The sequence below is a fragment of the Actinomadura miaoliensis genome, from assembly GCF_039536785.1.
GTDB lineage: Bacteria > Actinomycetota > Actinomycetes > Streptosporangiales > Streptosporangiaceae > Spirillospora > Spirillospora miaoliensis.
In genome coordinates, this window is the sequence record NZ_BAAAZG010000040.1 from 49,436 (window position 1) to 73,896 (window position 24,461).

Genomic DNA, 24,461 nt, shown 5'->3' on the forward strand with positions numbered 1-24,461 from the left:
GCTGGGGATGGCGTCGCAAATGGGGACGGTCTAGGCTCCCTTCCCAGCTGAGATCTCCCCGCGACGGAGAGGAGAACCCTCCGCATGATCTTCTTGGGGTTGCTGATCGTGGCCGCCGCGCTGGTGGTGGGGGCGGCCGTCATCGCGGACAACACCGGCGAGGCTGAGCTCACGGTGTTCGGGGAGGCCGTGCCGGGGGTCGCGGCCGAGTGGCAGGTGTTCATGGCGGGGGCCGTGGTCGCCGTCGTTCTCATGGTCGGTGCGACGATCGCGACGGTCGGGGTCAGGCGGGCCGTCGGGTTGCGGCGCGAACTGCGGGAGCTGCGGGACGAGCACGAAGAGTCCATCCAGGCGTTGGAACTGGAGAAGCGGCGGCTTGAACGCGAGTTGGCGATGGCCCGGCGCAACGCGTCGCCCCAGCAGCAGGCTTCGGTGGTACCCGTGCAGGCGGGCGTGCGGCGGCCCTGACCCTCAGGTGGATCTGAGGGTCGGCGCGACGGGGCGGGTGGCGGCGTGCCTGATGGGGATGGCGGTCAGGGCGGTGACGGCCGCCAGTGCCGTGGGGAGGACGGCGGCCAGCCACAGGATCGGGACCTGGCCGGACGCCGAGGAGTCACCGATGGCGCGGGCCGCCGCGTACACCGTCAGGCCCAGCGGTATGCCGCCGGCGGCGGCCACGGCGGCGGGCAGCAGGTGGGCGGCGACGAGGCCGCTGGTGATCTGACGGGGGGTCGCGCCGAGGGCGCGGGCCAGCGCCGAGGTGCGCAGGGTGTCCAGGGACGTGGCCCACGCGGTGAGGACGGCGTTGACCGCGGCGAGCAGCAGCATGGCGACGGCCAGCACCAGGACGATCTGGCTGACGCGTTCGGTGACGGGGTTGCCGGCGCCCGGGACGAAGTCGGGGCCGGTCGCCCGGCCGTCCATGCGGGCCACGTCCCGGTTCATGGCGAGCGCGGCGACGATCATGGCGACGGTGACGGCGGTGCTGAGCGCCGCCAGGATCGTGCGGCGGACGCGGCGCGCGGCGATGCGCAGGCCCAGCAGCAGGGTGACCGGCAGGCCGGACGGCACCCCGAGGCGGCGCGGCGGGCGCACGGGGGCGCGCAGCGCGTGCGCCGTGGTGACGCGGGCGCCGCGCAGCGCCGGGAACGCGGTGGCCGTCGCGGTGACGCCGAGCGCGAGCAGGAGGACGGCGGCGACGATGCCGGGGGTGGGGGCGGTGTCGCCGGACGCGAGCAAACCCGCGTTCGGACCCGTCAGAAGGGGGGACGCGGCCCATCCCGCGAGCAGTCCGACGACGGCGGCGGCGACTGCGATGAACAGGTGCTCGGCCAGGAGGGTGAGGGCGACGACGGCCGGTGTCGCCCCTGCCGCCTTGAGGAGCCCGACGCGGCGGCTCTGTTCGGCGAGACGGCCGCCGACCAGCAGGGCGACGCACAGGCCCGCGAGGACCGCCAGCGCCCAGGCACCGGTGATCAGCGCGTTGTTGGCCAGGCGGAGTTCGGCGGTGGCGTACGCGGACAGGTCCTGCCAGGGCGTGACGCCCGGGTGGCGGGCGGCGAAGGCCGGGGCGGCGGACGGGGCGTCCAGGCGCAGCGGCATGGTCAGGCGCCGCTGCGCGAGCGCGGGCAGGCGGGCGGCGTCGGCGCGGGTGGTCCAGATCAGGCCCGGGGCGGAGGACGGGTAGGGCGCCCGGCCGGTCGTGACGGCGATTCCGGCGACGGTGAAACGGCGTCCGGACAGGGTGATCTCGTCGCCGGGGCGGACGGGCAGGGCGTCGGCGAACGCTCGTTCCACGACGACCGAGCCGCGGCGCAGCCACGCGCCCGAGGTGACGTGGGGGCGGTCGATCCGGCTCGGGGTGATGTCGCGGCCCTGGACGACGGCGTTGACCTGGACGTCCCGGACGCCGAGGCGCACGGCGAAGGTCGGGAACGGCCGGACGGCGTCGGTCACGCCGTCGGCCTTCGCCAGGGCCTGCAGGGCGCGTGCGTCGGTGGCGGTGGCGACGGCGTCGGGGCCCGCGGTGGCGGCGCGGGTGCGTTCCCACGGGTCGTCGGCCGCGTTCCGTACCAGCAGGCCGAGCGTCAACGTCGTCGTGGTGGCCGCGATCGCCACCAGGAGCAGGACCGCCTGGGCGCGGCGTCGGCGCAGGTCACGCCAGGCCAGGCGGCAGGCGAGCAGGACGCGTCCCATGTCACACCAGCCCGCTGATCGCGCCGAGACCGGTGCCGTGGCCGGTGCGGCCGAGCACGGTCTGGTCGACGAACACGCCGTCCCGCATGGTGATCAGCCGGTCGGCGGCCGCGGCGATCCGGGAGTCGTGCGTGACGATCACCAGCGTGCGGCCCTCGGCGCGCAGTTCGTCGAACAGCCGCAGCACCTCGCCGGTGGCCGCGGTGTCGAGGTTGCCGGTGGGCTCGTCGGCCAGCAGCAGGCCCGGGTCGTTGACGAGGGCGCGCGCGACCGCGACCCGCTGGCGCTGCCCGCCGGACAGTTGCGCGGGCAGGTGCGCCGCGCGGTCGGCGAGGCCGACGCGGTCGAGCAGGGCGGCGGCGCGGCGGCGGGCGGCGCGGGGCGAGGCACCGGCGAGCAGGGCGGGCAGCTCGACGTTCTCCCGCGCGGTCAGCTCGTCCACCAGGTGGAACGCCTGGAACACGAACCCGACCGCGCGGCGGCGCAGCCGGGCGGCCGCGGTCTCGCTCAGCCGGTCGACCCGCTCGCCGCCGAGCCAGATCTGGCCGCCGTCCGGACGGTCCAGCATGCCGAGCAGGTGCAGCAAGGTCGATTTGCCGCAGCCGCTCGGGCCGACGACGCCCAGCGCCTCACCGGGGGCGACGTCGAGGTCGACGTCGTCGACGGCGCGGACCAGGCCCGTGCCCGTGCCGTAGTGCTTGCGCAGGCGATGGGCCCGCAGGATGGGTTCCACGGTTCCTCACTTCTTTCCGGTCAGCCCCGCGGGCGGTCGGCCCAGTGGGCGGCGCACGCGTCCAGCCAGCGCAGGTCGGCCTGCAGGCGCAGGACGGCGCCTTCCAGGAGCAGTGCCGGGCCGGACCCGGCGGGCTGGTCGAGCGCCGCCCGCTGGACGTCCGCCAGCCGTCGCAGCAGTTCGCGCCGCTGGGCGTCGACGATGTCCACGGGGTCGGCCAGCCCGGACGAGGCGGCGGCCACGAGCTTCAGGTAGAGGTCGGTGGGCGCCGGGCGGGACGCGCGGTCCACGTCGGCCAGCCAGTGGGTGACGCGTTCCTGGCCCGCGGGCGTCAGTTCGTAGACCTTGCGGTCGGGCCGGTCGGTCTGCCCGACGAGCCGCGCGGTCACCAGCCCCGCCTTCTCCAGGCGCCGCAACGTCACGTACACCTGCCCGGCGTTGAGGTCGTCGCCGAGCGGGCCGAGCGCGTCCTGCAGCCTGGCGCGCAGCTGGTACCCGTGCGCGGGCTCCTTGGCCAGCAGCGCCAGCACCACGTCCTGCATCTGGCCCCCTAACGGTCAGCCATATAGATAACGGTTAACTATGGGCCGGTCAAGCGAGCCGCCCCTCATGAGCGACGAGGCCCCTGGGAGTGTCAATGGTGACGGGTGTCGACGGTTCCGGCGTCTCGCGCCGCAGTCGGCGTGAGCGCAGCATGTCCAGGTTCATCGCCGGCGCCACGCGCGGATCAGAGCGCCCGCCCTGGTGGCCTAGGGGGTGGGGGCGTGGCGGAGGAGTTCGGCCAGCATGACCAGGGCGCCGTGCTTGTCCAACGGGTCGTTGCCGTTACCGCACTTGGGCGACTGGATGCAGGAGGGGCACCCGGATTCGCACTCGCAGGCGGTGATGGCCTCGCGGGTCGCGTGCAGCCAGGTGGCGGCGTTGGCGTAGCCGCGTTCGGCGAATCCGGCGCCGCCCTCATGGCCGTCGTATACGAAAACCGTCAGCAGGCCCGTGTCGGGGTGGAGGGCGGTGGAGACGCCGCCGATGTCCCAGCGGTCGCAGGTCGCGTACAGGGGCAGCAGTCCGATGGAGGCGTGTTCGGCGGCGTGGGCAGAGCCCGCCAGGTCGAGGTCGCCCAGGCCCTCCACCTGGGTCTCCGACAGCGTCCACCACACGGCGCGGGTGCGCAGGGTGCGCGGAGGCAGGTTCAGGGGCTTCTCGCCGAGCATCTCCCCGGTCTGCAGGCGCCGCATCTGGTACGCGACGACCTGCCGTGTCACGTCGACGGTGCCGTAGTTGAGCGTCGCCTCGCCCCAGGAGACCGAGCGCAGGCGCTCGATCACCCGGATGTCGGTGACGTCACGCGCGGTGGTGGAGTAGTCGGGCTCGGCCTCCTCCACCAGCGCGACCGAGTCGTCCAGGTCGAGCGTCTGGACGATGAACGACTCGCCCTGGTGGATGTAGACGGCGCCCTCGTGGACGGTGGTGTGCGCCGACGCCTCGTCCACGGTGCCCAGCAGGCGTCCCGTGGCGGCCTCGACGACCTGGACCGGCGGGCCGCCCGCGCCGCGGATGTCGGCCAGGTCGGCGGCCTTGTCGCGGCGCGTCCAGTACCACCCGGCGGGACGGCGGCGCAGCATGCCGCGGCGCACCAGGTCCGGCAGGAGGTCGGCGGTGGACGGCCCGAACAGGTCGAGGTCGTCCTCGGTCAGCGGCAGCTCGGACGCGGCGGCGCACAGGTGCGGTTCGAGGACGTACGGGTTGTCGGGGTCGAGCACGGTGGCCTCGACCGGCGTTCCGAAGATCGCCTCCGGGTGGTGGACGAGGTAGGTGTCCAGGGGGTCGTCACGGGCGACGAGGACGGCGAGCGCGGCCTGCCCGGAGCGTCCGGCGCGGCCCGCCTGCTGCCAGAGGGACGCGCGGGTGCCGGGCCAACCGCAGACGACCACCGCGTCCAGGCCGGACACGTCGACGCCCAGTTCCAGGGCGTTGGTGCTGGCGAGGCCGATCAGTTCGCGTGAGCGCAGGGCGGCCTCAAGCGCGCGCCGTTCCTCGGGCAGGTAGCCCGCGCGGTAGGCCGCCACCTGGTCGAGAAGCTCGGGGGCGGCCTCCTCCAGCGCGCGCTTGGCTCCGAGCGCCACCGACTCCGCGCCGCGCCGCGAGCGGACGAACGCCAGCGTCTGCACACCCTCGACCACCAGATCGGCCAGAAGGTCACCGGTCTCGGCGGTGGCGGTACGGCGGACGGGGGCGCCCTGCTCTCCGCGCAGCTCGGTCAGCGGGGGCTCCCACAGGGCGAACGTGGCCGGCCCCCGAGGGGACGCGTCGTCGTCCACCGCCACCACGTCCAGGCCCGTAAGGCGGGACGCGGTCGTCGCAGGTTCGGATGTGGTGGCCGAGGCAAGGATGAAGACGGGCGACGCCCCGTACCGCGCGCACACCCGGCGAAGGCGCCGCAGCACCTGCGCCACATGAGAACCGAACACGCCCCTATACCCATGGGCCTCGTCCACGATGACGTAGCGCAGGCGACGCAGGAAGGCGCCCCACCGTCCGTGCGCGGGGAGTATCGAGCGGTGCAACATGTCGGGGTTGGTCAGCACGTAGTTGGCGTGCTGCCGCACCCAGGCGCGTTCGTCACGGGGCGTGTCCCCGTCGTAGGTGGCCGCCCGCACCCGCGTCAACCGCAGTGACCGCAGCGCACGAAGCTGGTCGGCGGCCAACGCCTTGGTGGGGGAGAGATAGAGCACAGTGCCCTGGCTCCGCGCCTCCTCCTCGTAGATGGAGGCGACGGCGGGCAGCAGATAGGCCAGCGACTTCCCGGACGCGGTGCCTGTGGCGATGATCACAGAGCGTCCCGCCCGGGCGTGCTCGGCCGCCTCGGCCTGGTGCTCCCAGGGCGCCTCGATCCCCGCGGCGGCCAGCCGCCGCACCAGCGTCTGCGGGGCCCACCGCGGCCAGTCGGCGCGACGGCCCTGACGTGCGGGAACCTGCTGGACGTGGGTGATGCGGTCGCGCCGGGACGGCACGGCCAGCAGCCGGTCCAGGGGGGTCGAAGATCTTTGCGGGCCCATCAGGTTTTTCAGTCTGCCAGCCTGGGCACAAGTACGTGAACGCCCCGGCGCCGCAGGGCTGCATCCCCTCGTCACGACCGGCAGATCAGCAGGTCAGACGGCCGTACGAAGTTTCGTCCGACTGGGCGATAACGCGCGTACTCGACGCCGGAGCGTGATTGAATCACGGCGGAGTCCCGGCGCCCGCGAACCGCCCCCCGCGGCCGGTTTCGTGGACGACGGGATCGAAGTGTGCTGCATGGCGCTGGAGGATCTGTGGACCTTAAGGTGAACGACTACACCACCGAAGATGGCCTCACCGTCATCACGGTGGAGGGCGAGATCGACGTCTACACGGCGCCGAGGCTGCGCGAGAAGCTCATCGACCTGGTCAACAAGGGCAAGTTCCACCTCCTCGTTGACATGGAGAAGGTCGAGTTCCTCGACTCGACCGGTCTCGGCGTGCTGGTCGGCGGCCTGAAGCGGGTGCGGGCGCACGACGGGTCGCTGGAGCTGGTGTGCACCCAGGAGCGCATCCTGAAGATCTTCCGCATCACCGGCCTGACCAAGGTCTTCGGCATCCACGACTCGATCGCCGAGGCCGAGGAAAAGCGCAAGGGCGCCAAATAAACGGCCCGGCCGCGATGGGACCCGTTGAGCTCACTTTCAGCGCCCTGCCGGCTCATGTCCGCACGGCACGGCTGATCGTCACGGCGGTGGCCCGCCGCAGCGGCGTCGCCGAGGCCCTGCTGGACGAGGTCCGGCTGGCGGTGGGCGAGGCGTGTTCGCGTGCCGTCGAGGCGCACCAGCGGCACTGTCCGGACGAACCGGTACGGCTGGAGCTGAGCGGCACCGGCCGCCGGTTCGAAGTGACCGTCAGCGACACCGTTCCCAGTGAGGACGCCGGCCGCGGCCTGCCCGCCGCGCCGGACGGCCTGGAGTACGCGCTGGGGGACGGCACCGCCGAGCTGGGCCTGGCGGTCATCTCCGGCCTGGCGGACGACGTGGAGATCTCCTCGACCCCCAAGGGCGTCCAGATCCGGATGAGCTGGCCCGCTGAAGAGGGCGTGCCGCCCCAGAGCTGACCCCCGTCCGCCGCCCCGGGCAGGCCGCGCGGGCCGCCCGGACAGGCTGCGCCCCCGCACCCGCCACCATGGACGCGGGAACTGCAAGGGGCGGCGGCCACCGTACGCGTATGCGGGCGGGGACGTGGCCAGAGCCGACCGCGAGCAGTCCCGGGCGCGGACCCCGGCGCCAGAGGCGGACGCGACGCCTGCCGAGGCGGACGGCGCGTCACGCAGCCCGCCCCCATCGCGAAGGTGGGCGAGCCGACCCCGGCGGGCCAAGGTCGAATCCGTAACGAGCCAGGAGCCGGTACGAGCGTGGAATGCCGTACCGGCTCCTTGGCGTCCGGGGTACACGTTCCCCTGCCCCGCCCGGGGCGTCGTCATGGAGGAGGAAGCAGATGAACGAGCTCGAAGAAGGTCTCAAGCTCGAACTCGACTTCGGGAAGCTGGCCGCGGTCGCCGCCACAGGGGCGCAGGTCGTGCCCGTCGTGCTGCAGGACGCCGACAGCGGCGAGGTCCTGTTCGTGGGGTACGCGAACGAGAGGGCGCTGCGGGCGTCGCTCGACGAGGGCATCGCCGTCCTGTGGTCCACGTCCCGTAACGAGCTGTGGCGCAAGGGGGCCACGTCGGGGGACACGCTGGCCCTGGTCGAGGTCCGCGTCAACTGCGAGCAGAACTCGTTGCTCTACCTGGTCCGTCCCACGACGGGTGGGGCCTGCCACACCAAGCTGCCCTCCGGGCAGGCGCGCCGCACCTGCTACTACCGGGCGATCGGGGACGAGGGCGCGCTCCGCCCCGTGCCAGGGCTCTACGAGTAGCGCGAGCGCACCGCGGGGTCGTCATCGCCACCGCCCCGGTCCCGTCTCAGACTTTGCGAAAAAATGCACAATCGATTATTGATCATATGGGATCGCAGCGAATTGTGATTCGTCGCGAGGGCGGGCGGCCGGTGGGCGGCCGCGGGTGGGGCCGGAGCGGTGCGGCGCTTATGAGATCATCTTCTGGAGTGGGCGGTGTCGGTCGGTTTGGGCCGGTACGTAATGCGGGTTGTGGTTTGAGGTAAAAAGCGCGTCAGGATGCGGTGCGGTGAGGCGCCGGACAGGGCCAGAAGTGCCGCCGTGATGCCGCTGACCTGCAGCGATGCGGCAAGTGTCTACTTTTGCGGGAAATCCTGACGTAAAGCTGAGCGTTTCCGAATCTCCCCTTCGATGTCGAGCTCGTGGGGTTCTCATCTTTCCGTTACCTGCGTAGACTCCCGGCACCCGCGTTGCCGTGCGAGGTGTCTAAAACGGCCACTCGCGGGGTACGCGGTAAAGATCGTCCTTTTGGACGATCTGAGCTCGCTCGCCCCTGTCGAGGAGGACGCATGTCTGGGCTTTCCCTGTCAAGCCCGGCCGGCGCAGAAGTGGATCTCGGCGGCGGCGACCAGACACTGGTCGTCGTCGTCGCGGTGATCGCTCTGCTGGCACTGGCCGTCGCCGCGGGACTGGTACGCGAGGTGCTGGGCGCCGGCCAGGGCACCGAGAAGATGCAGAACATCGCGCGGGCGGTGCAGGAGGGCGCGAGCGCCTATCTGAAACGCCAGTTCCGCACGGTCGCGGTCTTCGTGGTGCTCATCCCGCTTCTGCTGCTGCTCCTGCCGGCCGACTCCACCTCCGAACGGGTGGGGCGGTCGGTCTTCTTCGTCATCGGGGCGCTGTTCTCCGCGGTCACCGGGTTCGCCGGGATGTGGCTGGCGGTGCGCGGCAACGTCCGCGTGGCCGCCGCGGCCCGGGAGGAGGGCGGCGAGCGCCGGGCGATGCGCATCGCGTTCCGCACCGGGGGCGTCGCGGGGATGTTCACCGTCGGGCTCGGCCTGTTCGGCGCGGCGGTGGTGGTGCTGGCGTACAAGGGCGACGCGCCGAAGGTGCTGGAGGGCTTCGGCTTCGGGGCGGCCCTGCTGGCGATGTTCATGCGGGTCGGCGGCGGCATCTTCACCAAGGCCGCGGACGTGGGCGCCGACCTGGTGGGCAAGGTCGAGCAGGGGATCCCCGAGGACGACCCGCGCAACGCGGCGACCATCGCCGACAACGTGGGCGACAACGTCGGCGACTGCGCGGGCATGGCGGCCGACCTGTTCGAGTCGTACGCGGTGACACTGGTGGCCGCGCTGATCCTCGGCTCGGCCGCGTTCGGCACCGAGGGCCTGGTGTTCCCGCTGGTGGTACCGATGATCGGTGTCGTCACCGCGGTGATCGGCATCTTCGCGGTGGCGCCGCGCGCCCGCGACCGCTCCGGGATGTCCGCCATCAACCGGGGCTTCTTCCTGTCGGCGGTGATCTCGGCGGTGCTGGTGGCGGTCGCGGCGTTCGTCTACCTGCCGTCCTCGTTCGCCGACCTGTCGGGCGTCACCGACCAGTCCATCCGCGGCCTGGACGCCGACCCGCGCTGGGTGGCCCTCGGCGCGGTGCTGATCGGCATCGTGCTGGCCAGCGCCATCCAGCTGCTCACCGGCTACTTCACCGAGACCAGCCGCAAGCCGGTCAAGGAGGTCACCGGCAGCGCCCGCACCGGCCCCGCCACGGTGATCCTCTCGGGCATCTCGCTGGGCCTGGAGTCGGCCGTCTACACGGCGCTGGTCGTGGGCGGCGCGGTGTACGGGGCGTTCCTGCTGGGCTTCGGCAACACCACCGTGGCGCTGTTCGCGGTGGCCATGGCCGGGACCGGCCTGCTCACCACGGTCGGCGTGATCGTGTCGATGGACACCTTCGGCCCGGTGTCCGACAACGCGCAGGGCATCGCCGAGATGTCCGGCGACGTCCAGGGCGAGGGCGCGGCCGTGCTGGAGCGGCTGGACGCGGTGGGCAACACCACCAAGGCGATCACCAAGGGCATCGCGATCGCCACCGCCGTGCTGGCGGCGACCGCGCTGTTCGGCTCGTTCCGCACGACGGTCGTCAGCGCGCTGGGCGACGCGTCCGCGGACGCCCGCGACGCGCTCGGCTCGTTCGCGAACTTCAGCCTGTCCATCGACAACCCGAACGTGCTGATCGGGCTGATCGTCGGCGCGGCCGTGGTGTTCCTGTTCTCCGGCCTGGCGATCATGGCGGTGGGCCGGGCGGCCGGACGGGTCGTGGTGGAGGTGCGCGAGCAGTTCCGCACCAAGCCCGGGATCATGGACTTCACCGAGAAGCCCGACTATGACCGGGTGGTCGACATCTGCACCCGGGACGCCCAGCGCGAGCTGGCCACCCCGGGTCTGCTGGCGATCATGACGCCGATCGCGGTCGGGTTCGCGCTGGGGTACGCGCCGCTGGGCGCCTTCCTCGGCGGCGCGATCGCGGCCGGTGTGCTGATGGCGGTGTTCCTGGCCAACTCCGGCGGCGCCTGGGACAACGCCAAGAAGCTGGTCGAGGAGGGCAACCTCGGCGGCAAGGGCAGCGAGGCGCACGAGGCCACGGTGATCGGCGACACGGTCGGCGACCCGTTCAAGGACACCGCGGGCCCGGCCATCAACCCGCTGATCAAGGTGATGAACCTGGTGGCGTTGCTGATCGCGGACGCGGTCGTCACGTACGCGGGCAACGTGCCGCTGCGGGTGGGCGTGACCGTGGTGGCCGTGGGCGTCGTGGTCGGCGCGATCGTGGTCTCCAAGCGGCGCGCGGACCTGATCGGCGCGGGCGAGCCGGAGCCCGCCGTGGCGGGCGGCGCCGAGGCCGGTGCCGTGACGTCCGGTACGGCGCCCGCCGCGTCGGCCGCGTCCGGGCCCGCAGAGAAGGCCCGGCTCGTGGGTGACGGGAAGGCCGACACGGGCAAGGAGTCGTCCGCGAACAAGGCGTGAGCGCAGCCGCGTCGGGGCCGGCGGCCGTCTCGGTCGCCGGCCCCGCGCGTGCCGCGCCCCGGCGTCCCGCCGTCCGCGCGTGCCGCGGGGCCGGTGCGGGGCTCGGGCGGGGTGGTCGTACGCTGGACGAGGGCGCGACGCCCCCCTTGATGATCACGAGGAGGCGTGCGGTGAGCACGGGGAAGTCCACGATGTCCGGACCCAAGGGGCTGGCCGTCATCCTCGGCGGGATGCTCGGGATGATCGCCCTTCTGTGGCTCCTGGCCGCGCTGGTCGCCCCCTGACCGGGCCCCGGCGGCGGGACGGTTAGGGTGGCGGGCATGTCGACGTTGCTCGTTCTGCGCCATGCCAAGGCGGTCCCGGGCGGGGGGATGCCCGACATCGAGCGGAGCCTCGCCGATCGGGGACGGCGGGACGCGGAAGCGGCGGGCGAGTGGCTGCGCGACCGGGGCCTCGTGCCCGACCTGGTGTTGTGCTCGACCGCCGTGCGGACCCGGGAGACCCTGGAACGGCTGGCGGTCCCGGCGGCGGTGCGGTACGAGTCCCAGATCTACGACAACGACGCCGACACGCTGCTCACCCTCGTCCGCGAGGCCGACGACGACGTGCGCACGCTGCTGCTCGTCGGGCACAACCCGTCGGTGCACCAGCTCGTCCACGACCTGACCGGGGCCGCCCCGGACGCCTTCCCCACGTGCGCGCTCGCCGTGATCGAGTGGGAGGGCGGCTGGACGGACGCCTGGCCCGGGGCGGGCACGCTCGTCACGTTCCGCACCCCCAAGCAGCCCTAGGCGCGCCCAGCCGACGAGGCGGCGCCCCAGGAGGCCGAAGGCGCCTCGGAGCCCCCGAGCCCTAGGAGCGCTCAGCCGAGGGTGCCGCGGCGGCCAGGCATTGGGTGACCAGGTCGTCGACGTCCTTGCGCAGCGACCGCAGCGCGTAGCGGGTCCCGGAGATCTGCAGCACCGCGTGCCGCAGGGGCGTGTACTCGTCGGTGCTCACGCCCTCCTTGATCTCGGCGCGGCGGCGGCGGGCCAGCTTCGCCATGTGGCTGTCGAGATCGGCGAAGTCGTCGTCCAGGCGTTCGCGCAGGGGCGGCAGGTCGGCATCGGCCGGCTCCGGGGCGGACAGGCGGTCGTAGGTCTCCTCCAGGTGGTCGGCGACGCGGTCGAGGATCTCGGGGACGGGGCCGACGTCCTCGGCGTCCTGGCGGGCCATGCGGGTGACCGCGATGAGGTGGTCGCGGATGCTGCGGGCGGCGCTGATCGCGTCGTCCAGCCGGGCGATGCGCTCGGTGTCGGGGACGCGTTCGTTCTCCAGGCGGTTGCGCGAGTCGGTCACCGTCTCCACGGCCTGCTCCGCCGCCACGACCTTGTCGTGCGGGAGCCGTTCGGCGTCGCCCTCCACGACGGCGGCGGTGGCGCGCACCAGGTCGGCGTGGACGGTGAGCAGCTGGCCGAGCTGGGTGGGCAGCCGTTCGGCGTGGCCGGTGGGCCACAGCAGCCGGGTGGCCAGGAACGCCAGCAGCCCCCCGGCGATGACGAGGGCGATGCGCTCGCCCGCCGCGGTCCAGTCCGACGGCGTGGAGAAGTCCAGCAGCATCAGGAACACCGGCGTGCCGAACAGCATCCAGTACCCGAAGTTCACCGACCGCAGCGTGAAGGCGATGATCGCGAAGAGGAACAGGATGATCGCCGCGGCGAGCTGGCCGGGCGCCAGCGCCAGCAGGATCGCGGCGATCGCCGACCCGAGCACGGTGCCGCCGACGCGCTGGATCAGGTGCGTGACGGTCTCGTCGTAGGTGGCACGCAGCCCGAGCGCCGCGGTGATCGTCAGCCACTGTCCGTGCGGCAGGCGCAGCGCCGCGGCCAGCGCCATCGCCACGGCCGCGGTGACGAGCACCCGCATGGCCTGCCGGAACCCCGGCGAGCGGGTGCGCACGGCGGTGCCGAAGCGGTTCAGCACCGAGATCCGGTGCGGCGCGGCCGGCAGCCGGGGCGGCCCGAACCCGATCCGCAGGCCGCCGGACACCACGCGGCGCGCCGACTCGATGCCGCCGGAGATCCGTTCCACCGACCGGCGGATCTGCACCAGCAGCGCGGCGGCGACCAGGTCCTCCTCGCCGGCCAGGCTGGCCCGGCGGATCGCCTCGATCTGGCGGCCCAGGCGGCGCACGGCGGCCGAGTCGGTGTCGCCCAGCGGCCCGCCGTCCGGCGCGGCGACGGCGCCCGCCAGCAGGCGCAGCCGGGCGGCCAGGGCGGCGACGGCGACCCGCGCCTCCATCTCCCATTCGCGGCCGGGCGGACGGCGCCGCGCCGCGTCCATCAGCGAGTGCAGCGCCACGGTCTCGTGCATGACGCGGGAGAGCGCCTCGATGAGCCGTTCGGGGCGGGTGGGCTCCTCGCGTCCGCGGCCCGACCGGTAGAAGCCGTACGTGGCGCGGGCGTTGGTCAGGGCGCGCGACGCGGCCCGGCGCGCCTCCTCCCAGTCGGGCTTGCGGGTGACGGCGGCCAGACCCGGGTCGGCGACCTCGACGTCGTCGAGCGCCTCGGTGTGCTGCTCGCCGACGTCCTGGGCGACGGCGTCGAGCAGCTCGGCGACGGCGTCGGCGGCCTCGCCCAGCGCGCCGCGCAGGGGACGCAGCCGCCGCGCGGGCCAAGGGGCGAGCAGCAGCGCGCTGACCAGCAGCCCGCCGAGCAGTTCGAGGAACCCGCCGTAGAGGACGTCCCCCGTGGACGGGCGGATGGCGGTGAGGAGCACGGCGAGCCCGGCGGTCGGGCCGATCCACGGGAACACGCTGCCGAGCGCCACCACCGGCGGCACGACGACCACCGCCAGCCACGTGTGCCCGGCCAGGTTGCCGCCGATCGTCGCGCCGACCGCGACCACCAGCACGGCGCTGGCCAGGTTGCGGGCGCGCGCGCCGTACGGCCCTTCGGGCGCCCGCAGCCCCACCAGGTACGCGCCGAGCGCGATCATCGCGCCCTGCGCCGCGTGCCCGGTCAGCGCTCCGACGATCAGTGGGAGGGCCAGAGCGAGCGCGGCGGCGATCCCGTAGAAGGGTGTCGCACGGCCGCCGATAGCGGCGTACGCCTCACGCGCACGCTGCAGCACCGTTCACCGTCCCTGGACTCGCGCGATATCCCACCAGCATGTACCCCAAACGGGACACTGATGATCGTACGGTGTCGTAGAAGACGTCCAGGGGGGGCGGGTTCAGAGCGCGGTCGTCGCGTCCGCCGCGTCGGCGGCTTCGACCTCCTCGCGGGAGATGCCGAGCAGGAACAGGATCGTGTCCAGGTAGGGGACGTTGACGGCGGTGTCGGCGGCCTGCCGCACGACCGGCTTGGCGTTGTAGGCGATGCCGAGCCCGGCGGCCTGCAGCATGTCCAGGTCGTTGGCGCCGTCGCCGATCGCGACGGTCTGGCTGATCGGGATGCCCGCCTCGCGGGCGAACCGCTCCAGCGCCGCGGCCTTGCCGGCCCGGTCGATCACCGGCCCGACCACCCGGCCGGTGAGCTTGCCGTTCTCGATCTCCAGGACGTTGGCGGCCGCGTAGTCGATGCCGAGGTCGGCGGCGAGCGCGTCGGTGACCTGGGTGAACCCGCCGCTGACGATGGCGAACTTGTAGTCCAGCCGCTTGAGGGTGCGCACCATCGTGCGGGCGCCGGCGGCCAGCTTCACCTCGCGGCGCACCTCGTCGATGGCGGCGGCGTCCAGCCCGGCCAGCAGGGCGACGCGTTCGCGCAGCGACCCCTCGAAGTCCAGTTCGCCGCGCATGGCCGCCTCGGTGACCTTGGCCACCTCCGCCAGGCAGCCCGCGTGCGCGGCCAGCAGCTCGATGACCTCGCCCTGGATCAGGGTGGAGTCGACGTCCATCACGATCAGCCGCTTGGCCCGCCGGTGCAGCCCGCCGTGCTGGACGGCCACGTCGACCTGCTGCTCGGCCGCCTCCACCGCGAGCGCCGCGCGCAGCGCCTCCGGGTCGGCGCCGGAGACGTCCATCTCGATGCAGGTCACCGGGGTGTTGGCGAGGCGTTCGATGCGGTCGATGTTGGCGCCGGACGCGGCGATGCGCCCCGCGATGCCCGCCATGGCCGCCGGGCGCAGCGGGGCGCCCAGGACGGTCACGTGCAGCCGGCCACGGCGCCGCGGCATGGTGCGGAACCGTCCGGTGGACAGTTCGATCTCCATGTCGAGGTCGGTGGCGATGCGTTCGGCGGCCGTCCACACGCGGCCGATGTCGACCCCGTCGGAGTAGGAGACCAGCACGCCCAGCACCAGGCGCCCGCGGATGACGACCTGCTCCACGTCGGAGACCGTCAGCGGGAATTCGGCGAGTGTGCTGAACAGCCGGGATGTCACCCCGGGGCGGTCGCGGCCGGTGAGTGTGATGAGCAGGGTGCGCTCTGCTGTCCCGTCCATGCTGTTCACAACGGTACCGGCCGCGGCCCGGCCGCCGCGCGGGAGGTCCGCCATGCGGACACCCTTCCGGGGCCGCCGGTGTCTCAGGGGAGGATGAGGTGCACGTCCCCGAACTCGTGCCACAGATAGCCGTTGTCGAGAGCGGCCCGGTAGGCGGCGGCCAGGAGGCCGGGTCCGGCGATCGCGGTGAGCATCATCAGGTGGGACGACCTGGGTTCGTGGAGGCCGGTGAGGAGCCCGTCCACGGCCCGTACGCCGCCCTCCGGGGTCACGACGTGCTCGGTCCAGCCTCGGGAAGGCCGGACCCGGCCATGGGCGTCCACGGCCGTCTCCAGGGCGCGCACGACGGTCGTCCCGACGGCGATGACACGTCCGCCCCGGGCGCGTACGTGCTCGACCAGGGCGGCGGTCGCCTCGGGCACCTCGTAGCGTTCGGCGTACGGGGGTTCGTGTGCCTCCGGTGAGGCCACCCCCGTGTGGAGGGTGAGCGGCGCCAGGAGCACCCCACGGGAGACGAGCGCGGTCACCAGTTCCGCGGTGAACGGGCGGGCCGCGCTCGGCATCTCCGCGCCTCCGTCGTCGCGGTCGTGGGCGAACACGGTCTGGTACGCGGCGGTGGGCCAGTCGCGGCGCACGTAGCCGTACCGGATGGGCATCCCCTGCCGGCGCAGGTACGGGACGACGTCGGTGCTCAGCCGGGCCGCCCACAGCCGGCCGGTGTGCCGCCGGACGAGCGTCAGCGTGGCGCCGCCCGGCATCGGGATCCATTCGCCCGGGCCGCCGCCGCCGTACGGGACGCTCGCCTTCCCCGAACGCCGCCGCAGCTCGACGAGCCACAGATGATCGTCGCCCGGCAGCGGTGTGGAGAAGTGCACGGCGAGCTTGTCCAGCCGCACGGCGGCGGGCAGCGTCGCCGAGGTGTTGACCACGAGCAGGTCGCCGGGGCCGAGCAGGCCGGGCAGCTCGCGGAACCGGTGGTGGCCGATCTCTCCGGTGGAGCGGCGGCCCACCAGCAGCCGCACGCCGTCGCGGGCCCGGCCGCGGGCCTCGGGCGGTTCGTGCGCCTCCAGCGCCGCCGGAAGCGTGAAGTCCAGGACCGACATCACCCGGCCTCCTTCGGGGGTGTGAGACGGAGCGCGGCGAGCACGCCCAGCGCGGCGATCGCGGCGACCAGCGCCCCGGCCACCGCCAGCCCCGGCCGGAGCCGGTCGGCGCCGAACCCGGTCACCAGCGCCCCTGCCAGGCCGACCACCAGGGACGAGCCGAGCGTGTCGGCGATCTGCAGCGACGAGGAGTTGACGCCCTGCTCCTCCTCGGGCGACAGCTCCAGCAGCAGCACGCTGAGGCTGCCGACGGACAGGCCCATGCCGATCCCGCCGAGGATCCAGGCGGGCGCCGTCCACCAGCCCGGAAGCTGCGCGGTGACCGTCACCGCGACGATCCCGGCGGTGACGAACCCGGCGCCGAGCAGCACGAAGAACGTCCGGGGCCGGTTCGAGCGGCCCTGGTACTGCGAGGCCGCCGACCAGCCCAGCGCGGCGACCGTCAGCACCACGCCCGCCTGCGTGGGCGTGAACCCGTGCAGCGACGTCAGGGCCAGCGGGATGAACACGTCGGTGCCGAAGAACGCGCCGGACAGCAGGCCCCGCGCCAGCACGACGCTGGGCAGCCCGCGCCGCATCCGCAGCGTCCCGGAGGGCAGCAGCCGGACCAGCCCGTACCCGAGCCCGGCCACGGCCAGCGCGCCCACGGGGAGCAGGCTCCAGCGCGGGTGGTCCAGCGCGTACAGCAGCGCGGCGGTGCCCGTCGCGACCATGACCGCGGCCATCACCCGTGCGGCGTTGCGGTTGGACGGCGCCGTACCGGGGGACGGGCGCACGTCGCGCAGCGCGGGCACCAGCATGATCACGGGCGGGACGACCAGCGGGATCATGCCGAGGAACACCCAGCGCCACCCCGCGTGCTCGGCGACCGCCCCGCCCAGCGCCGGGCCCAGCAGGGACGGCAGCACCCAGGCGGCCGACAGCGCCGCGAACACCCGGGGCCGCAGCGACTCGGGGTACACGCGGGCGATCAGCACGTACAGCGGGACCATCGCCAGGCCGCTGCCGAACCCCTGGACGGCGCGTCCGAGGACGAACACCCACATCGCCGTGGCGGACCCGGCGACGGCGAGCCCGGTCACGAACGTCACCAGCCCCACCATGAGCGGACGCACCGGGCCGGAACGGTCGGACCACCCGCCCGCCAGCACGATCGCGAACACACTGGCGATCAACGTGCCGCTGAACGCCCACGCGTACAGCGACAGGCCGTCCAGCTCCCGCGCCGTCACGGGCATGACCGTCCCGACCGCCATCTGCTCGAACGCCATCAGCGTGACGACGAGGACGATGCCGAGCGTCGGCGTCCGGTACCGGCCGCCCAGCAGCCGCTCGGGCCGCCCGGCCGCGGGGGCCGACGCGACGTCGGGCGTGGTGGCGCCGCCGGAATCGACGGTCGTGGTCATCGCGTGCGTCCGTCCACCGCGGGCATCAGGTCGGCTGCGCGGAGGCGGCCGCTCCCGGGACGGTCCCCGACCAGGCGGCGCAGGGCCGCCGCCACATCCTCCGGCGGGGTGGCGGACGAGACGTCCTCGCCCGCGTCGCGCAGCATGTCGGTGCGCATCTCGCCGGGGTCCACCCACCACACCGCGATGCCGGGCTCCTCGGCGGCCAGCACGTTCGACAACTGCTCCAGCGCGGCCTTGGTGCTGCCGTAGCCGCCCCACGTCGGGTATCCCTCGACGGCCGCGTCCGAGGTGACGTTCAGCACCGCGCCGCGCCGTTCGCGCAGCGCCGGCAGCACGGCCTGGATCAGGGCCAGCGGCGCCAGCGTGTTGATCCGGAACGCCTCGGCCAGGTCGTCCAGCGGCTGGTCGGCCAGCCGCGGCAGCGGCACGGTGCCCAGCACGCTCGCGTTGTTGACCAGCAGGTCGAGCCCGCCCGCCGCGGCGGCGGCGCGGGCCAGCGCGGCCCGGTGCGCGGCGTCGCCGACGTCGCCGGCGATCGCGGCGACCGTCCCGGCGCCGAGCCCGGACAGCTCCGTGGCCGCGGCGGCGAGGGCGGCGCCGCCGCGGGCGTCGATGATCAGGTTCCAGCCGTCCCGGGCGAGCTCGCCGGCCAGCGCCCGGCCGAGCCCCCGGGAGGCCCCGGTGATGAGTGCCGTCTCGCGCGTCATGCCCCGACGGTAGGGACGCGGCGGCGCCCGGCACATCGGCCGCCGGGTCCGGTACGGCCTGCGCACATGGTCCTAGGTCATTGGGCGCACAGGCTGATTCGGGACCGTCAGGTCAGAGAGTACGGTCTTCACGTGGGCGGCGACACGGCCGCGGACGGACGGGCGTCGGACGGGAAGCGGAGCGGACGGCGGATGGACGGCGGGCAGCGGGACTGCGGGGACCCGGGCGCGACCCTGCACGCGGTCAGCTCCGCCGTGCTCGCCGTCACCCGGCACCTGTCCGTGCACGAGGTGCTGCAGGTGATCGTGCGGGCCGCGGCGCAGCTGCTGGACGCCCGCTACGCCGCCCTGGGCGTGCCCGACGACCGGGGCTCCTTCGCCGAGTTCGTCGTCGAGGGCGTGTCCGACGGTCGGTGGGAGAAGATCGGCCCGCTGCCCCGCCAGCACGGCATGCTCGCCGCGATGCTGCGCGACAACGAGCCCAAGCGGCTCGCCGACATCCGCCGCGAGCCGGAGTTCGAGGGCTGGCCCGCCGCCCACCCGGTGCTCAAGGACTTCCTCGGCGTCCCCATCCGCGACGGCGACGACGTGCTCGGCATCCTGTTCCTGGCCAACAGGCGCCGCCCCGGCGGGTTCACCCGGGCCGACGAGGACCTGCTCACCCTGTTCGCCGCGCACGCCGCCATCGCCATGGCCAACGCGCGGCTGTACGAGCACAACCGGGAGCTGACCGTCGTCGCCGAACGCAACCGGCTGGCCCGGGAACTGCACGACGCGGTCGCCCAGAAGCTGTTCTCGCTGCGGCTGACCGCGCAGGCCGCCGCCGCGCTGGCCGAACGCGACCCGGCCCGCACCGTCCGCGAGCTGGCCGAGGTGGAGCGGCTGGCCGCCGACGCGCTCGCCGAGCTGCGCGCGGTGATCTTCGAGCTGCGGCCCGCCGACCTGGCCGACGGCCTGGCCGCCTCGCTGCGCAAGCACGTGGAGGTCCTCGACCGCGCCTACGACACCGACGTCCGTCTCACCGTGGACGGCGCCGTCGTGCTGCCCGAGGAGCACGAGGCCGTCGTGTTCCGCATCGCGCAGGAGGCCCTCCACAACGCGCTGCGCCACGCCTCCGCCCGCACCGTCCGGGTCCGGCTCGGCGCGCTGGACGGCGGCGTCGTGCTGGAGGTCGCCGACGACGGCACCGGCTTCGACCCCGGCGCGTCCGCCAAGAGCGGCGGCGGCGAGCCGCACGGCGGGCTCGGCCTGGCCTCCATGCGCGACCGGGCGTGCTCGATCGGCGGCACGCTCACCATCGACGCCGCGCCCGGGACGGGCACGGTCGTGCGCCTGGAGGTGCCGCTGTGAGAACGTCGGCGGACACCATCCGCGCGGCCGTTCGCCCGAAGCCGAGCGTGCGGCCCGCCGGGCGGGATAGAACGACTGTGACGACGGACGTGACGAGCGACACTGGGAGCGTGCCATGCGCGGGGCGCGACGAGCCGGGGCGCGGTGAGCGGGGGGCGCCGTGATCAGGGTGCTGATCGCCGACGACCACCCGGTGGTTCGGCAGGGGCTGCGCACCTTCCTGGGCGTCCAGGACGACATCGAGGTCGTCGGGGAGGCCGGGGACGGCGCGGCGGCGGTGCGGCTGGCCGAGACGCTGCGGCCCGATATCGTGCTGCTGGACCTGAAGATGCCCGGTGCCGGCGGACTGGCGGCGCTGACCGAGCTGCGCGCCCGTGGGGTGACGGCCCGGGTGCTGGTGCTGACGAGCGTCACCGAACGCGAACACGTCCTCCCGGCTGTACAGGCGGGGGCGGCTGGGTATCTCTACAAGGATGTCGATCCGCGGGCGCTCGTCCAGGCGATCAGAGCGGTGCACGACGGGCACGTCCTGTTCGCGCCCGACGCCGCCGAGGCGGTGCTCGCGGGCCGGACATCGCGGCCGGGGCCGGCGCCGCACGCCGGGCCCGCCGCGGACGCAGAGCGCGGCCGCGCCGCGCTGACCGAACGGGAACGGGAGGTGCTGGTGCAGATCGCGCGGGGCAGGTCCAACCGGGAGATCGCCCGCGCGCTCATGGTCTCCGAGAAGACGGTCAAGACGCACGTCAGTAATCTGCTCATGAAACTGGGAGTGCAGGATCGGACGCAGGCGGCGCTCTACGCCGTCCGGCACGGCATCGACTCCCCCGGTGCGGCCGGGGAAGAGGCCGGCGGCTGATACAACTCCTCTGACAGGATCGTCATCGAAATATCAGTATGGACGCAATTATCAAGTACGCAGCAGGCAGCGACATCGGGTGCAGCCGGGAGAACAACGAGGACTCCGGGTACGCCGGCGCGCGGTTGATCGCGGTCGCCGACGGCATGGGCGGCTATGCCGGCGGCGAGGTGGCCAGCTCCACCGTCATCGGCTCGCTGCGCTCGCTGGACACCGACGCCCATATTGACGATCTTGTCGAGGCGCTGGGCCGGGCGGTCGCCGAGGCCAACGAGAAGCTGCGGATCGTGCGCGAGGAGCGGCCCGACCTCAGCCGGATGGGCACCACGCTGACCGCCATGCTCTGGCAGGGGCAGACGGTGGCGCTGGCCCACATCGGCGACTCGCGCGGCTACCTGCTGCGCGACGGCGAGCTGTTCCAGATCACCAAGGACCACACCATGGAGGAGCTGCTCAAGGCCGAGGCCGAGCAACAGGGCGGCTCCCCCGACCAGGCCGAGTCGTCCCGGCTGGCGCACGTGCTGTACCGGGTGCTGGACGGCCGGGAGGACCGCGAGCCCGACCTGCAGCTGCGCGAGTCCCGGCTGGGCGACCGCTACCTGCTGTGCTCGGACGGGCTGAGCAACGTGGTCGACCCGCAGACGATCTACGAGGTGCTGACGGCCGAGCCCGAGCCCGGCCGGGCCATCGAGGCGCTGGTCCGGCTGGCCCGCGAGGGCGGCGGCCCGGACAACATCACCGCCGTGATCGCCGACGTCGTCGAGATCGACCACGTCACCGAGGAGCAGCACGGGCCCCTCACCGTCGGCGCGGCCGCCCACGCCTGACCCGGCCGTCGACCGAGGGCCGCACCCGCGGCCGTCCATGCGCGGCTGCCCGACCACCCTGCCGGGCGGCCGTCCGAACACCCCGCGTTCCGTCCTGCCGTTCCGGTGGGCGCCCCCAGGCCCACCGCCTGCCCGGGCGTGCTGCGTCCGTCGACGCGCCGTGCCCGCTGGCGTTCCTCGCCCACGCGCGTCGCGTTGAGCGCCCGTATGCCTTGCGCCTGCCGGCCTTGGGAATTCTTTTTTGGACGTTCCGTCTCGCAGGCACGCGCCCACGGAGGGCCGTTGGAGGCGCCGTGCCGGTCGGGTTCGGCGACGCCTCTCGTTCACCCGGCGTTCTGTTCGCGCGGGGCGCCGTGTTCATGTGATTGGTGCAGTGACCTGCGGGATTAGCCGCTGTCCCACCGCCTCCGCCTGTGTGAGGTTGCTCTCTTCGCGCGCCGGTCGTCAGGGCCCGCGACGCGGTCCGGAGGCGTTCGGGTGTGGCGTCCGCATACCAGAACCGAACGAGCTTCAGGGGAAAGTTGGGGCGTGTGGTGACTGGTTTGTCCTACCCTTTCACCCGGGGCGGCATCGGTCACGATTGAGGTAACGGTCCGGCTGCGGATCGTTGTCGCGTCTTGACCGGCCTCGGGGTGTTCCCTGTATACGGGTCACCGGACCAGTCATCGAGGCGGAGGATTCGTTGGGGGGAGAGTCCGAGGCGATGGCTGCCGGTGCACAGCGAGGTGCGCTCGGTGGCCTGGTCGGCCGGATTCTCGCCGCGGCGCGGTACGGCCCACGCGGGGTGGTGCTGCGCGTCTCGGCGATGGCCGTCGCGGCCGTCGGCGTGGCGTGGATCCACCGTGTCAACGATCCCGGCGTGCTCTGCCCCCTCCGGGCGCTCACCGGAATCCCCTGTCCCCTGTGCGGTGGCACGACCGTGTTCATCGAGCTGGGTTCGGGCCGCCCGGTCGCGGCGCTGCTGGCGAACCCGGTGGCGCTCACGGGCGCGGCCGGACTCGCCCTCGCGCCGCTGGGACTCGGGCGCCGGTGGTGGGCGCTCGCGCCGAGCACTCGCACCTGGGTGCTCGGGATCGCCCTCGTGGGGTCGGAGCTGTGGCAACTCGCCCGGTTCGGTCTCCTGCGGGTCTGAGTCGCCGTCAGGAACGTCGCCAGACTTGCGGAGCCCTCCGAGTCCGGCGGGCGTCACATAACCACAGGGTCAATCAATAAGGAGCAAGTGTGGGTAACCCCTACGACCCGTACGGTCAGCAGCCGGGCTACGGTCAGCAGCCAGGCTACGGTCAGCCCCCGGCCCAGCCCGGGTACGGCCAGCCGCCCGCGCAGCCCGGCTACGGGCAGCAGCCCCCCGCCCAGCCCGGCTACGGACAGCAGCCCCCGGCCCAGCCGGGTTACGGCCAGCCGGCCGCGCAGCCGGGTTACGGCCAGCCCGCCGCGCAGCCCGCCGGGTACGGGCAGCCTCCGGCCGCCGGCCAGCCCGGCTACCAGGAGGTGCACCACCACTACTACGGCTCCAGCGGCCAGCTCGCCACCTGGGGCTCCCGGTTCGCCGCCCGGCTGATCGACGCGCTGATCATCGGTGTGCCGCTGGGTGTGCTGTACCTGCTGGGCGCGATCCTCGGCGCCGCCGGGGACGCCGCCGCGGTCCTCGGCTTCCTGCTCATCCTGCTCGGGTACGTGGCGGCGTTCGCGGCCGCCATGTGGCTGTGCTACCAGGAGGGCACCACCGGCCAGACCATCGGCAAGCGCCAGATGGGCATCAAGCTGGTCAGCGCGCAGACGGGCCAGCCGGTCGGCTTCGGCTGGGCGTTCCTGCGGCAGCTGTGCCACGGCACCATCGACGGCTGGGTCTGCTACCTGGGCTTCCTGTGGCCGCTGTGGGACGAGAAGCGCCAGACCTTCGGCGACAAGATCTGCAGCACCTACGTCGTGCGCAGCTGACGCCTTCCCTCCACGACGGGGCATCCGCCACCGCGGGTGCCCCGTTCGCCTGTTCAGGGCCGTTCAGGGCCGGTCACGGGCCCGTTCAGGGGACGGGGTCGAAGGAGCTGTTGCAGGCGGCCACCATGGCGCGGCGGACCGCCCGGTCGAGCATGCGCAGCGCCTCGCCGCGCCGCCGCATCTGCTCGGCGGTCAGCCCGCGGTCGTCCAGGCGCCGCGCCAGGTCGACCACCAGCGACAGCCGCCCGGCCAGCGCCGCCACCCGGTGCGCGCGCTGCGGGTAGCCCGGGGCCAGCGGATGGTCGTCCGGACCCGGCTCGCGCAGGTCGGCCAGCGCGTCGGCGATCTCGGGCGGGACGGTGCCGGACGCGGCGTCGTCCACCGTCAGCAGCACCTCGGTCGCGTCCCGCATCGCCAGCAGCAACTGCCGGTCGGCCTCGGCCAGCGACGGGACGTCGGGAGTGCCGGTCGCCGCGTCCCGCGCCTGCCACCGCACCCCGACGTAGGACGAGCCGCGCCGGTCCTCGGCCGGGATCAGGCCCACCGCGCGGTCCGGCAGCACGGCGATGACGGCGGCCCGGGCGTCCAGCGCCGCCCGGTTGAAGTCGGGCGGGCCGGTCAGCCCCAGCGGGTCGCCCGGCGCGGGCAGCGCGACCCGCAGCGCCGCCAGGCCCGCGACGCGCAGTTCGCCCAGCCCGGCCCGCAGGGGCAGATCCCGCTCGGCGCCGCCGGTGCCCGGCACGCCGCCGCCGACGATCTGCGGCCCGGCCGTCTTCTCCACCGCGTCGACCGCCTCGTCCAGGCCGACGTGCCCGGTCAGCCACGCGTTGCCCCAGGCGACCAGCGCGGTCGCCACGCCTCCAAGCCCGTTCATCGCGCCCCGCCGAGCCCCTGCATACATGCAGACCACCATAAGTGCTCGAATTCGCCTAGGTTCTCGATCCGGCCACCCGGGCGGGCTCAGGGCGACGGGGCGGCGCGCTGACCCAGCGCGC

Annotated in this window: 21 protein-coding genes; 11 read left to right on the plus strand and 10 right to left on the minus strand. The window is 73.6% G+C overall.

Features of this window, described 5'->3' with window-relative positions; genetic code table 11:
• The first annotated feature begins 84 nt into the window (after window positions 1-84).
• The gene (locus ABD811_RS26425) at window positions 85-468 is read left to right on the plus strand and encodes a hypothetical protein (RefSeq protein ID WP_344952867.1); all 384 of its coding nucleotides are present in this window, start codon (window positions 85-87) and stop codon (window positions 466-468) included.
• A gap of 3 nt (window positions 469-471) precedes the next feature.
• On the opposite strand, the gene ABD811_RS26430 is transcribed toward ABD811_RS26425, so the two are convergent.
• The 4 genes from ABD811_RS26430 to ABD811_RS26445 all read right to left on the minus strand — a co-directional run bounded on the left by ABD811_RS26430 (window position 472) and on the right by ABD811_RS26445 (window position 5,985).
• Window positions 472-2,196 carry an ABC transporter permease gene (locus ABD811_RS26430; protein ID WP_344952869.1) on the minus strand — a complete coding sequence of 575 codons (1,725 nt, stop codon included), beginning with the start codon at window positions 2,194-2,196 and terminating at the stop codon, window positions 472-474.
• Window position 2,197: 1 nt separating this feature from the next.
• The gene (locus tag ABD811_RS26435; RefSeq protein ID WP_344952871.1) at window positions 2,198-2,929 is read right to left on the minus strand and encodes an ABC transporter ATP-binding protein; all 732 of its coding nucleotides are present in this window, start codon (window positions 2,927-2,929) and stop codon (window positions 2,198-2,200) included.
• Window positions 2,930-2,949: 20 nt separating this feature from the next.
• Window positions 2,950-3,471 carry a helix-turn-helix transcriptional regulator gene (locus ABD811_RS26440; protein ID WP_344952873.1) on the minus strand — a complete coding sequence of 174 codons (522 nt, stop codon included), beginning with the start codon at window positions 3,469-3,471 and terminating at the stop codon, window positions 2,950-2,952.
• A 207-nt stretch (window positions 3,472-3,678) separates the two neighbouring features.
• Complete coding sequence (locus ABD811_RS26445; protein ID WP_344952875.1) at window positions 3,679-5,985, minus strand: DEAD/DEAH box helicase; 2,307 nt, start codon at window positions 5,983-5,985, stop codon at window positions 3,679-3,681.
• Between the two features lie 255 nt (window positions 5,986-6,240).
• Here ABD811_RS26445 and ABD811_RS26450 point away from each other — a divergent pair, with 255 nt between their 5' ends.
• The 5 genes from ABD811_RS26450 (at window position 6,241) to ABD811_RS26470 (ending at window position 11,642) form a co-directional block, all read left to right on the plus strand.
• The gene (locus ABD811_RS26450) at window positions 6,241-6,594 is read left to right on the plus strand and encodes an STAS domain-containing protein (RefSeq protein WP_344952877.1); all 354 of its coding nucleotides are present in this window, start codon (window positions 6,241-6,243) and stop codon (window positions 6,592-6,594) included.
• A 14-nt stretch (window positions 6,595-6,608) separates the two neighbouring features.
• Window positions 6,609-7,049, plus strand: coding sequence for an ATP-binding protein (locus ABD811_RS26455; protein WP_344952879.1), 441 nt, complete (start codon window positions 6,609-6,611; stop codon window positions 7,047-7,049).
• A 380-nt stretch (window positions 7,050-7,429) separates the two neighbouring features.
• Window positions 7,430-7,849: a phosphoribosyl-AMP cyclohydrolase gene (locus ABD811_RS26460; RefSeq protein WP_344952881.1), complete on the plus strand. Its 420-nt coding sequence runs from the start codon at window positions 7,430-7,432 to the stop codon at window positions 7,847-7,849.
• 548 nt (window positions 7,850-8,397) lie between these two features.
• Window positions 8,398-10,851, plus strand: coding sequence for a sodium-translocating pyrophosphatase (locus tag ABD811_RS26465; RefSeq protein WP_344952883.1), 2,454 nt, complete (start codon window positions 8,398-8,400; stop codon window positions 10,849-10,851).
• A gap of 320 nt (window positions 10,852-11,171) precedes the next feature.
• Window positions 11,172-11,642 carry a SixA phosphatase family protein gene (locus tag ABD811_RS26470; RefSeq protein ID WP_344952885.1) on the plus strand — a complete coding sequence of 157 codons (471 nt, stop codon included), beginning with the start codon at window positions 11,172-11,174 and terminating at the stop codon, window positions 11,640-11,642.
• 61 nt (window positions 11,643-11,703) lie between these two features.
• On the opposite strand, the gene ABD811_RS26475 is transcribed toward ABD811_RS26470, so the two are convergent.
• The 5 genes from ABD811_RS26475 to ABD811_RS26495 all read right to left on the minus strand — a co-directional run bounded on the left by ABD811_RS26475 (window position 11,704) and on the right by ABD811_RS26495 (window position 18,492).
• On the minus strand, window positions 11,704-13,962 hold the full coding sequence (locus ABD811_RS26475; RefSeq protein ID WP_344952887.1) for an FUSC family protein: 2,259 nt from the start codon (window positions 13,960-13,962) through the stop codon (window positions 11,704-11,706).
• Between the two features lie 102 nt (window positions 13,963-14,064).
• Window positions 14,065-15,273 carry a phosphoserine phosphatase SerB gene (serB, locus tag ABD811_RS26480; protein WP_344952889.1) on the minus strand — a complete coding sequence of 403 codons (1,209 nt, stop codon included), beginning with the start codon at window positions 15,271-15,273 and terminating at the stop codon, window positions 14,065-14,067.
• 83 nt (window positions 15,274-15,356) lie between these two features.
• A complete protein-coding gene (locus tag ABD811_RS26485) occupies window positions 15,357-16,376 on the minus strand; it encodes an S-adenosylmethionine:tRNA ribosyltransferase-isomerase (RefSeq protein WP_344953059.1) in 1,020 nt (339 codons plus the stop codon).
• Window positions 16,376-17,782, minus strand: a complete 1,407-nt coding sequence (locus ABD811_RS26490; RefSeq protein WP_344952891.1) for an MFS transporter — start codon at window positions 17,780-17,782, stop codon at window positions 16,376-16,378. Before ABD811_RS26490 ends, ABD811_RS26485 begins: the two co-directional genes overlap by 1 nt.
• Window positions 17,779-18,492 (minus strand): SDR family NAD(P)-dependent oxidoreductase, encoded by a 714-nt coding sequence (locus ABD811_RS26495; protein WP_344952893.1) that lies wholly within the window; start codon window positions 18,490-18,492, stop codon window positions 17,779-17,781. Before ABD811_RS26495 ends, ABD811_RS26490 begins: the two co-directional genes overlap by 4 nt.
• A gap of 132 nt (window positions 18,493-18,624) precedes the next feature.
• Here ABD811_RS26495 and ABD811_RS26500 point away from each other — a divergent pair, with 132 nt between their 5' ends.
• The 5 genes from ABD811_RS26500 to ABD811_RS26520 all read left to right on the plus strand — a co-directional run bounded on the left by ABD811_RS26500 (window position 18,625) and on the right by ABD811_RS26520 (window position 23,466).
• The gene (locus tag ABD811_RS26500; protein WP_344952894.1) at window positions 18,625-19,842 is read left to right on the plus strand and encodes a GAF domain-containing sensor histidine kinase; all 1,218 of its coding nucleotides are present in this window, start codon (window positions 18,625-18,627) and stop codon (window positions 19,840-19,842) included.
• Window positions 19,843-20,002: 160 nt separating this feature from the next.
• The gene (locus ABD811_RS26505) at window positions 20,003-20,698 is read left to right on the plus strand and encodes a response regulator (protein WP_344952896.1); all 696 of its coding nucleotides are present in this window, start codon (window positions 20,003-20,005) and stop codon (window positions 20,696-20,698) included.
• A 38-nt stretch (window positions 20,699-20,736) separates the two neighbouring features.
• Complete coding sequence (locus ABD811_RS26510; RefSeq protein WP_344952898.1) at window positions 20,737-21,525, plus strand: PP2C family protein-serine/threonine phosphatase; 789 nt, start codon at window positions 20,737-20,739, stop codon at window positions 21,523-21,525.
• Window positions 21,526-22,228: 703 nt separating this feature from the next.
• The gene (locus ABD811_RS26515) at window positions 22,229-22,657 is read left to right on the plus strand and encodes a DUF2752 domain-containing protein (RefSeq protein ID WP_344952900.1); all 429 of its coding nucleotides are present in this window, start codon (window positions 22,229-22,231) and stop codon (window positions 22,655-22,657) included.
• Window positions 22,658-22,746: 89 nt separating this feature from the next.
• Window positions 22,747-23,466 (plus strand): RDD family protein, encoded by a 720-nt coding sequence (locus ABD811_RS26520; RefSeq protein WP_344952902.1) that lies wholly within the window; start codon window positions 22,747-22,749, stop codon window positions 23,464-23,466.
• 85 nt (window positions 23,467-23,551) lie between these two features.
• Here ABD811_RS26520 and ABD811_RS26525 read toward each other — a convergent pair whose 3' ends face one another.
• A complete protein-coding gene (locus ABD811_RS26525; protein ID WP_344952904.1) occupies window positions 23,552-24,340 on the minus strand; it encodes a hypothetical protein in 789 nt (262 codons plus the stop codon).
• Window positions 24,341-24,461: the final 121 nt, after the last annotated feature.

Coding starts and splice junctions, on each gene's coding strand:
- ABD811_RS26425 (WP_344952867.1), top strand. CDS start 85: ATGATCTTCTTGGGGTTGCTGATCGTGGCCGCCGCGCTGGTGGTGGGG.
- ABD811_RS26430 (WP_344952869.1), bottom strand. CDS start 2,196: ATGGGACGCGTCCTGCTCGCCTGCCGCCTGGCCTGGCGTGACCTGCGC.
- ABD811_RS26440 (WP_344952873.1), bottom strand. CDS start 3,471: ATGCAGGACGTGGTGCTGGCGCTGCTGGCCAAGGAGCCCGCGCACGGG.
- ABD811_RS26445 (WP_344952875.1), bottom strand. CDS start 5,985: ATGGGCCCGCAAAGATCTTCGACCCCCCTGGACCGGCTGCTGGCCGTG.
- ABD811_RS26455 (WP_344952879.1), top strand. CDS start 6,609: ATGGGACCCGTTGAGCTCACTTTCAGCGCCCTGCCGGCTCATGTCCGC.
- ABD811_RS26460 (WP_344952881.1), top strand. CDS start 7,430: ATGAACGAGCTCGAAGAAGGTCTCAAGCTCGAACTCGACTTCGGGAAG.
- ABD811_RS26465 (WP_344952883.1), top strand. CDS start 8,398: ATGTCTGGGCTTTCCCTGTCAAGCCCGGCCGGCGCAGAAGTGGATCTC.
- ABD811_RS26470 (WP_344952885.1), top strand. CDS start 11,172: ATGTCGACGTTGCTCGTTCTGCGCCATGCCAAGGCGGTCCCGGGCGGG.
- serB (WP_344952889.1), bottom strand. CDS start 15,273: ATGGACGGGACAGCAGAGCGCACCCTGCTCATCACACTCACCGGCCGC.
- ABD811_RS26485 (WP_344953059.1), bottom strand. CDS start 16,376: ATGTCGGTCCTGGACTTCACGCTTCCGGCGGCGCTGGAGGCGCACGAA.
- ABD811_RS26490 (WP_344952891.1), bottom strand. CDS start 17,782: ATGACCACGACCGTCGATTCCGGCGGCGCCACCACGCCCGACGTCGCG.
- ABD811_RS26495 (WP_344952893.1), bottom strand. CDS start 18,492: ATGACGCGCGAGACGGCACTCATCACCGGGGCCTCCCGGGGGCTCGGC.
- ABD811_RS26510 (WP_344952898.1), top strand. CDS start 20,737: ATGGACGCAATTATCAAGTACGCAGCAGGCAGCGACATCGGGTGCAGC.
- ABD811_RS26515 (WP_344952900.1), top strand. CDS start 22,229: ATGGCTGCCGGTGCACAGCGAGGTGCGCTCGGTGGCCTGGTCGGCCGG.
- ABD811_RS26525 (WP_344952904.1), bottom strand. CDS start 24,340: ATGAACGGGCTTGGAGGCGTGGCGACCGCGCTGGTCGCCTGGGGCAAC.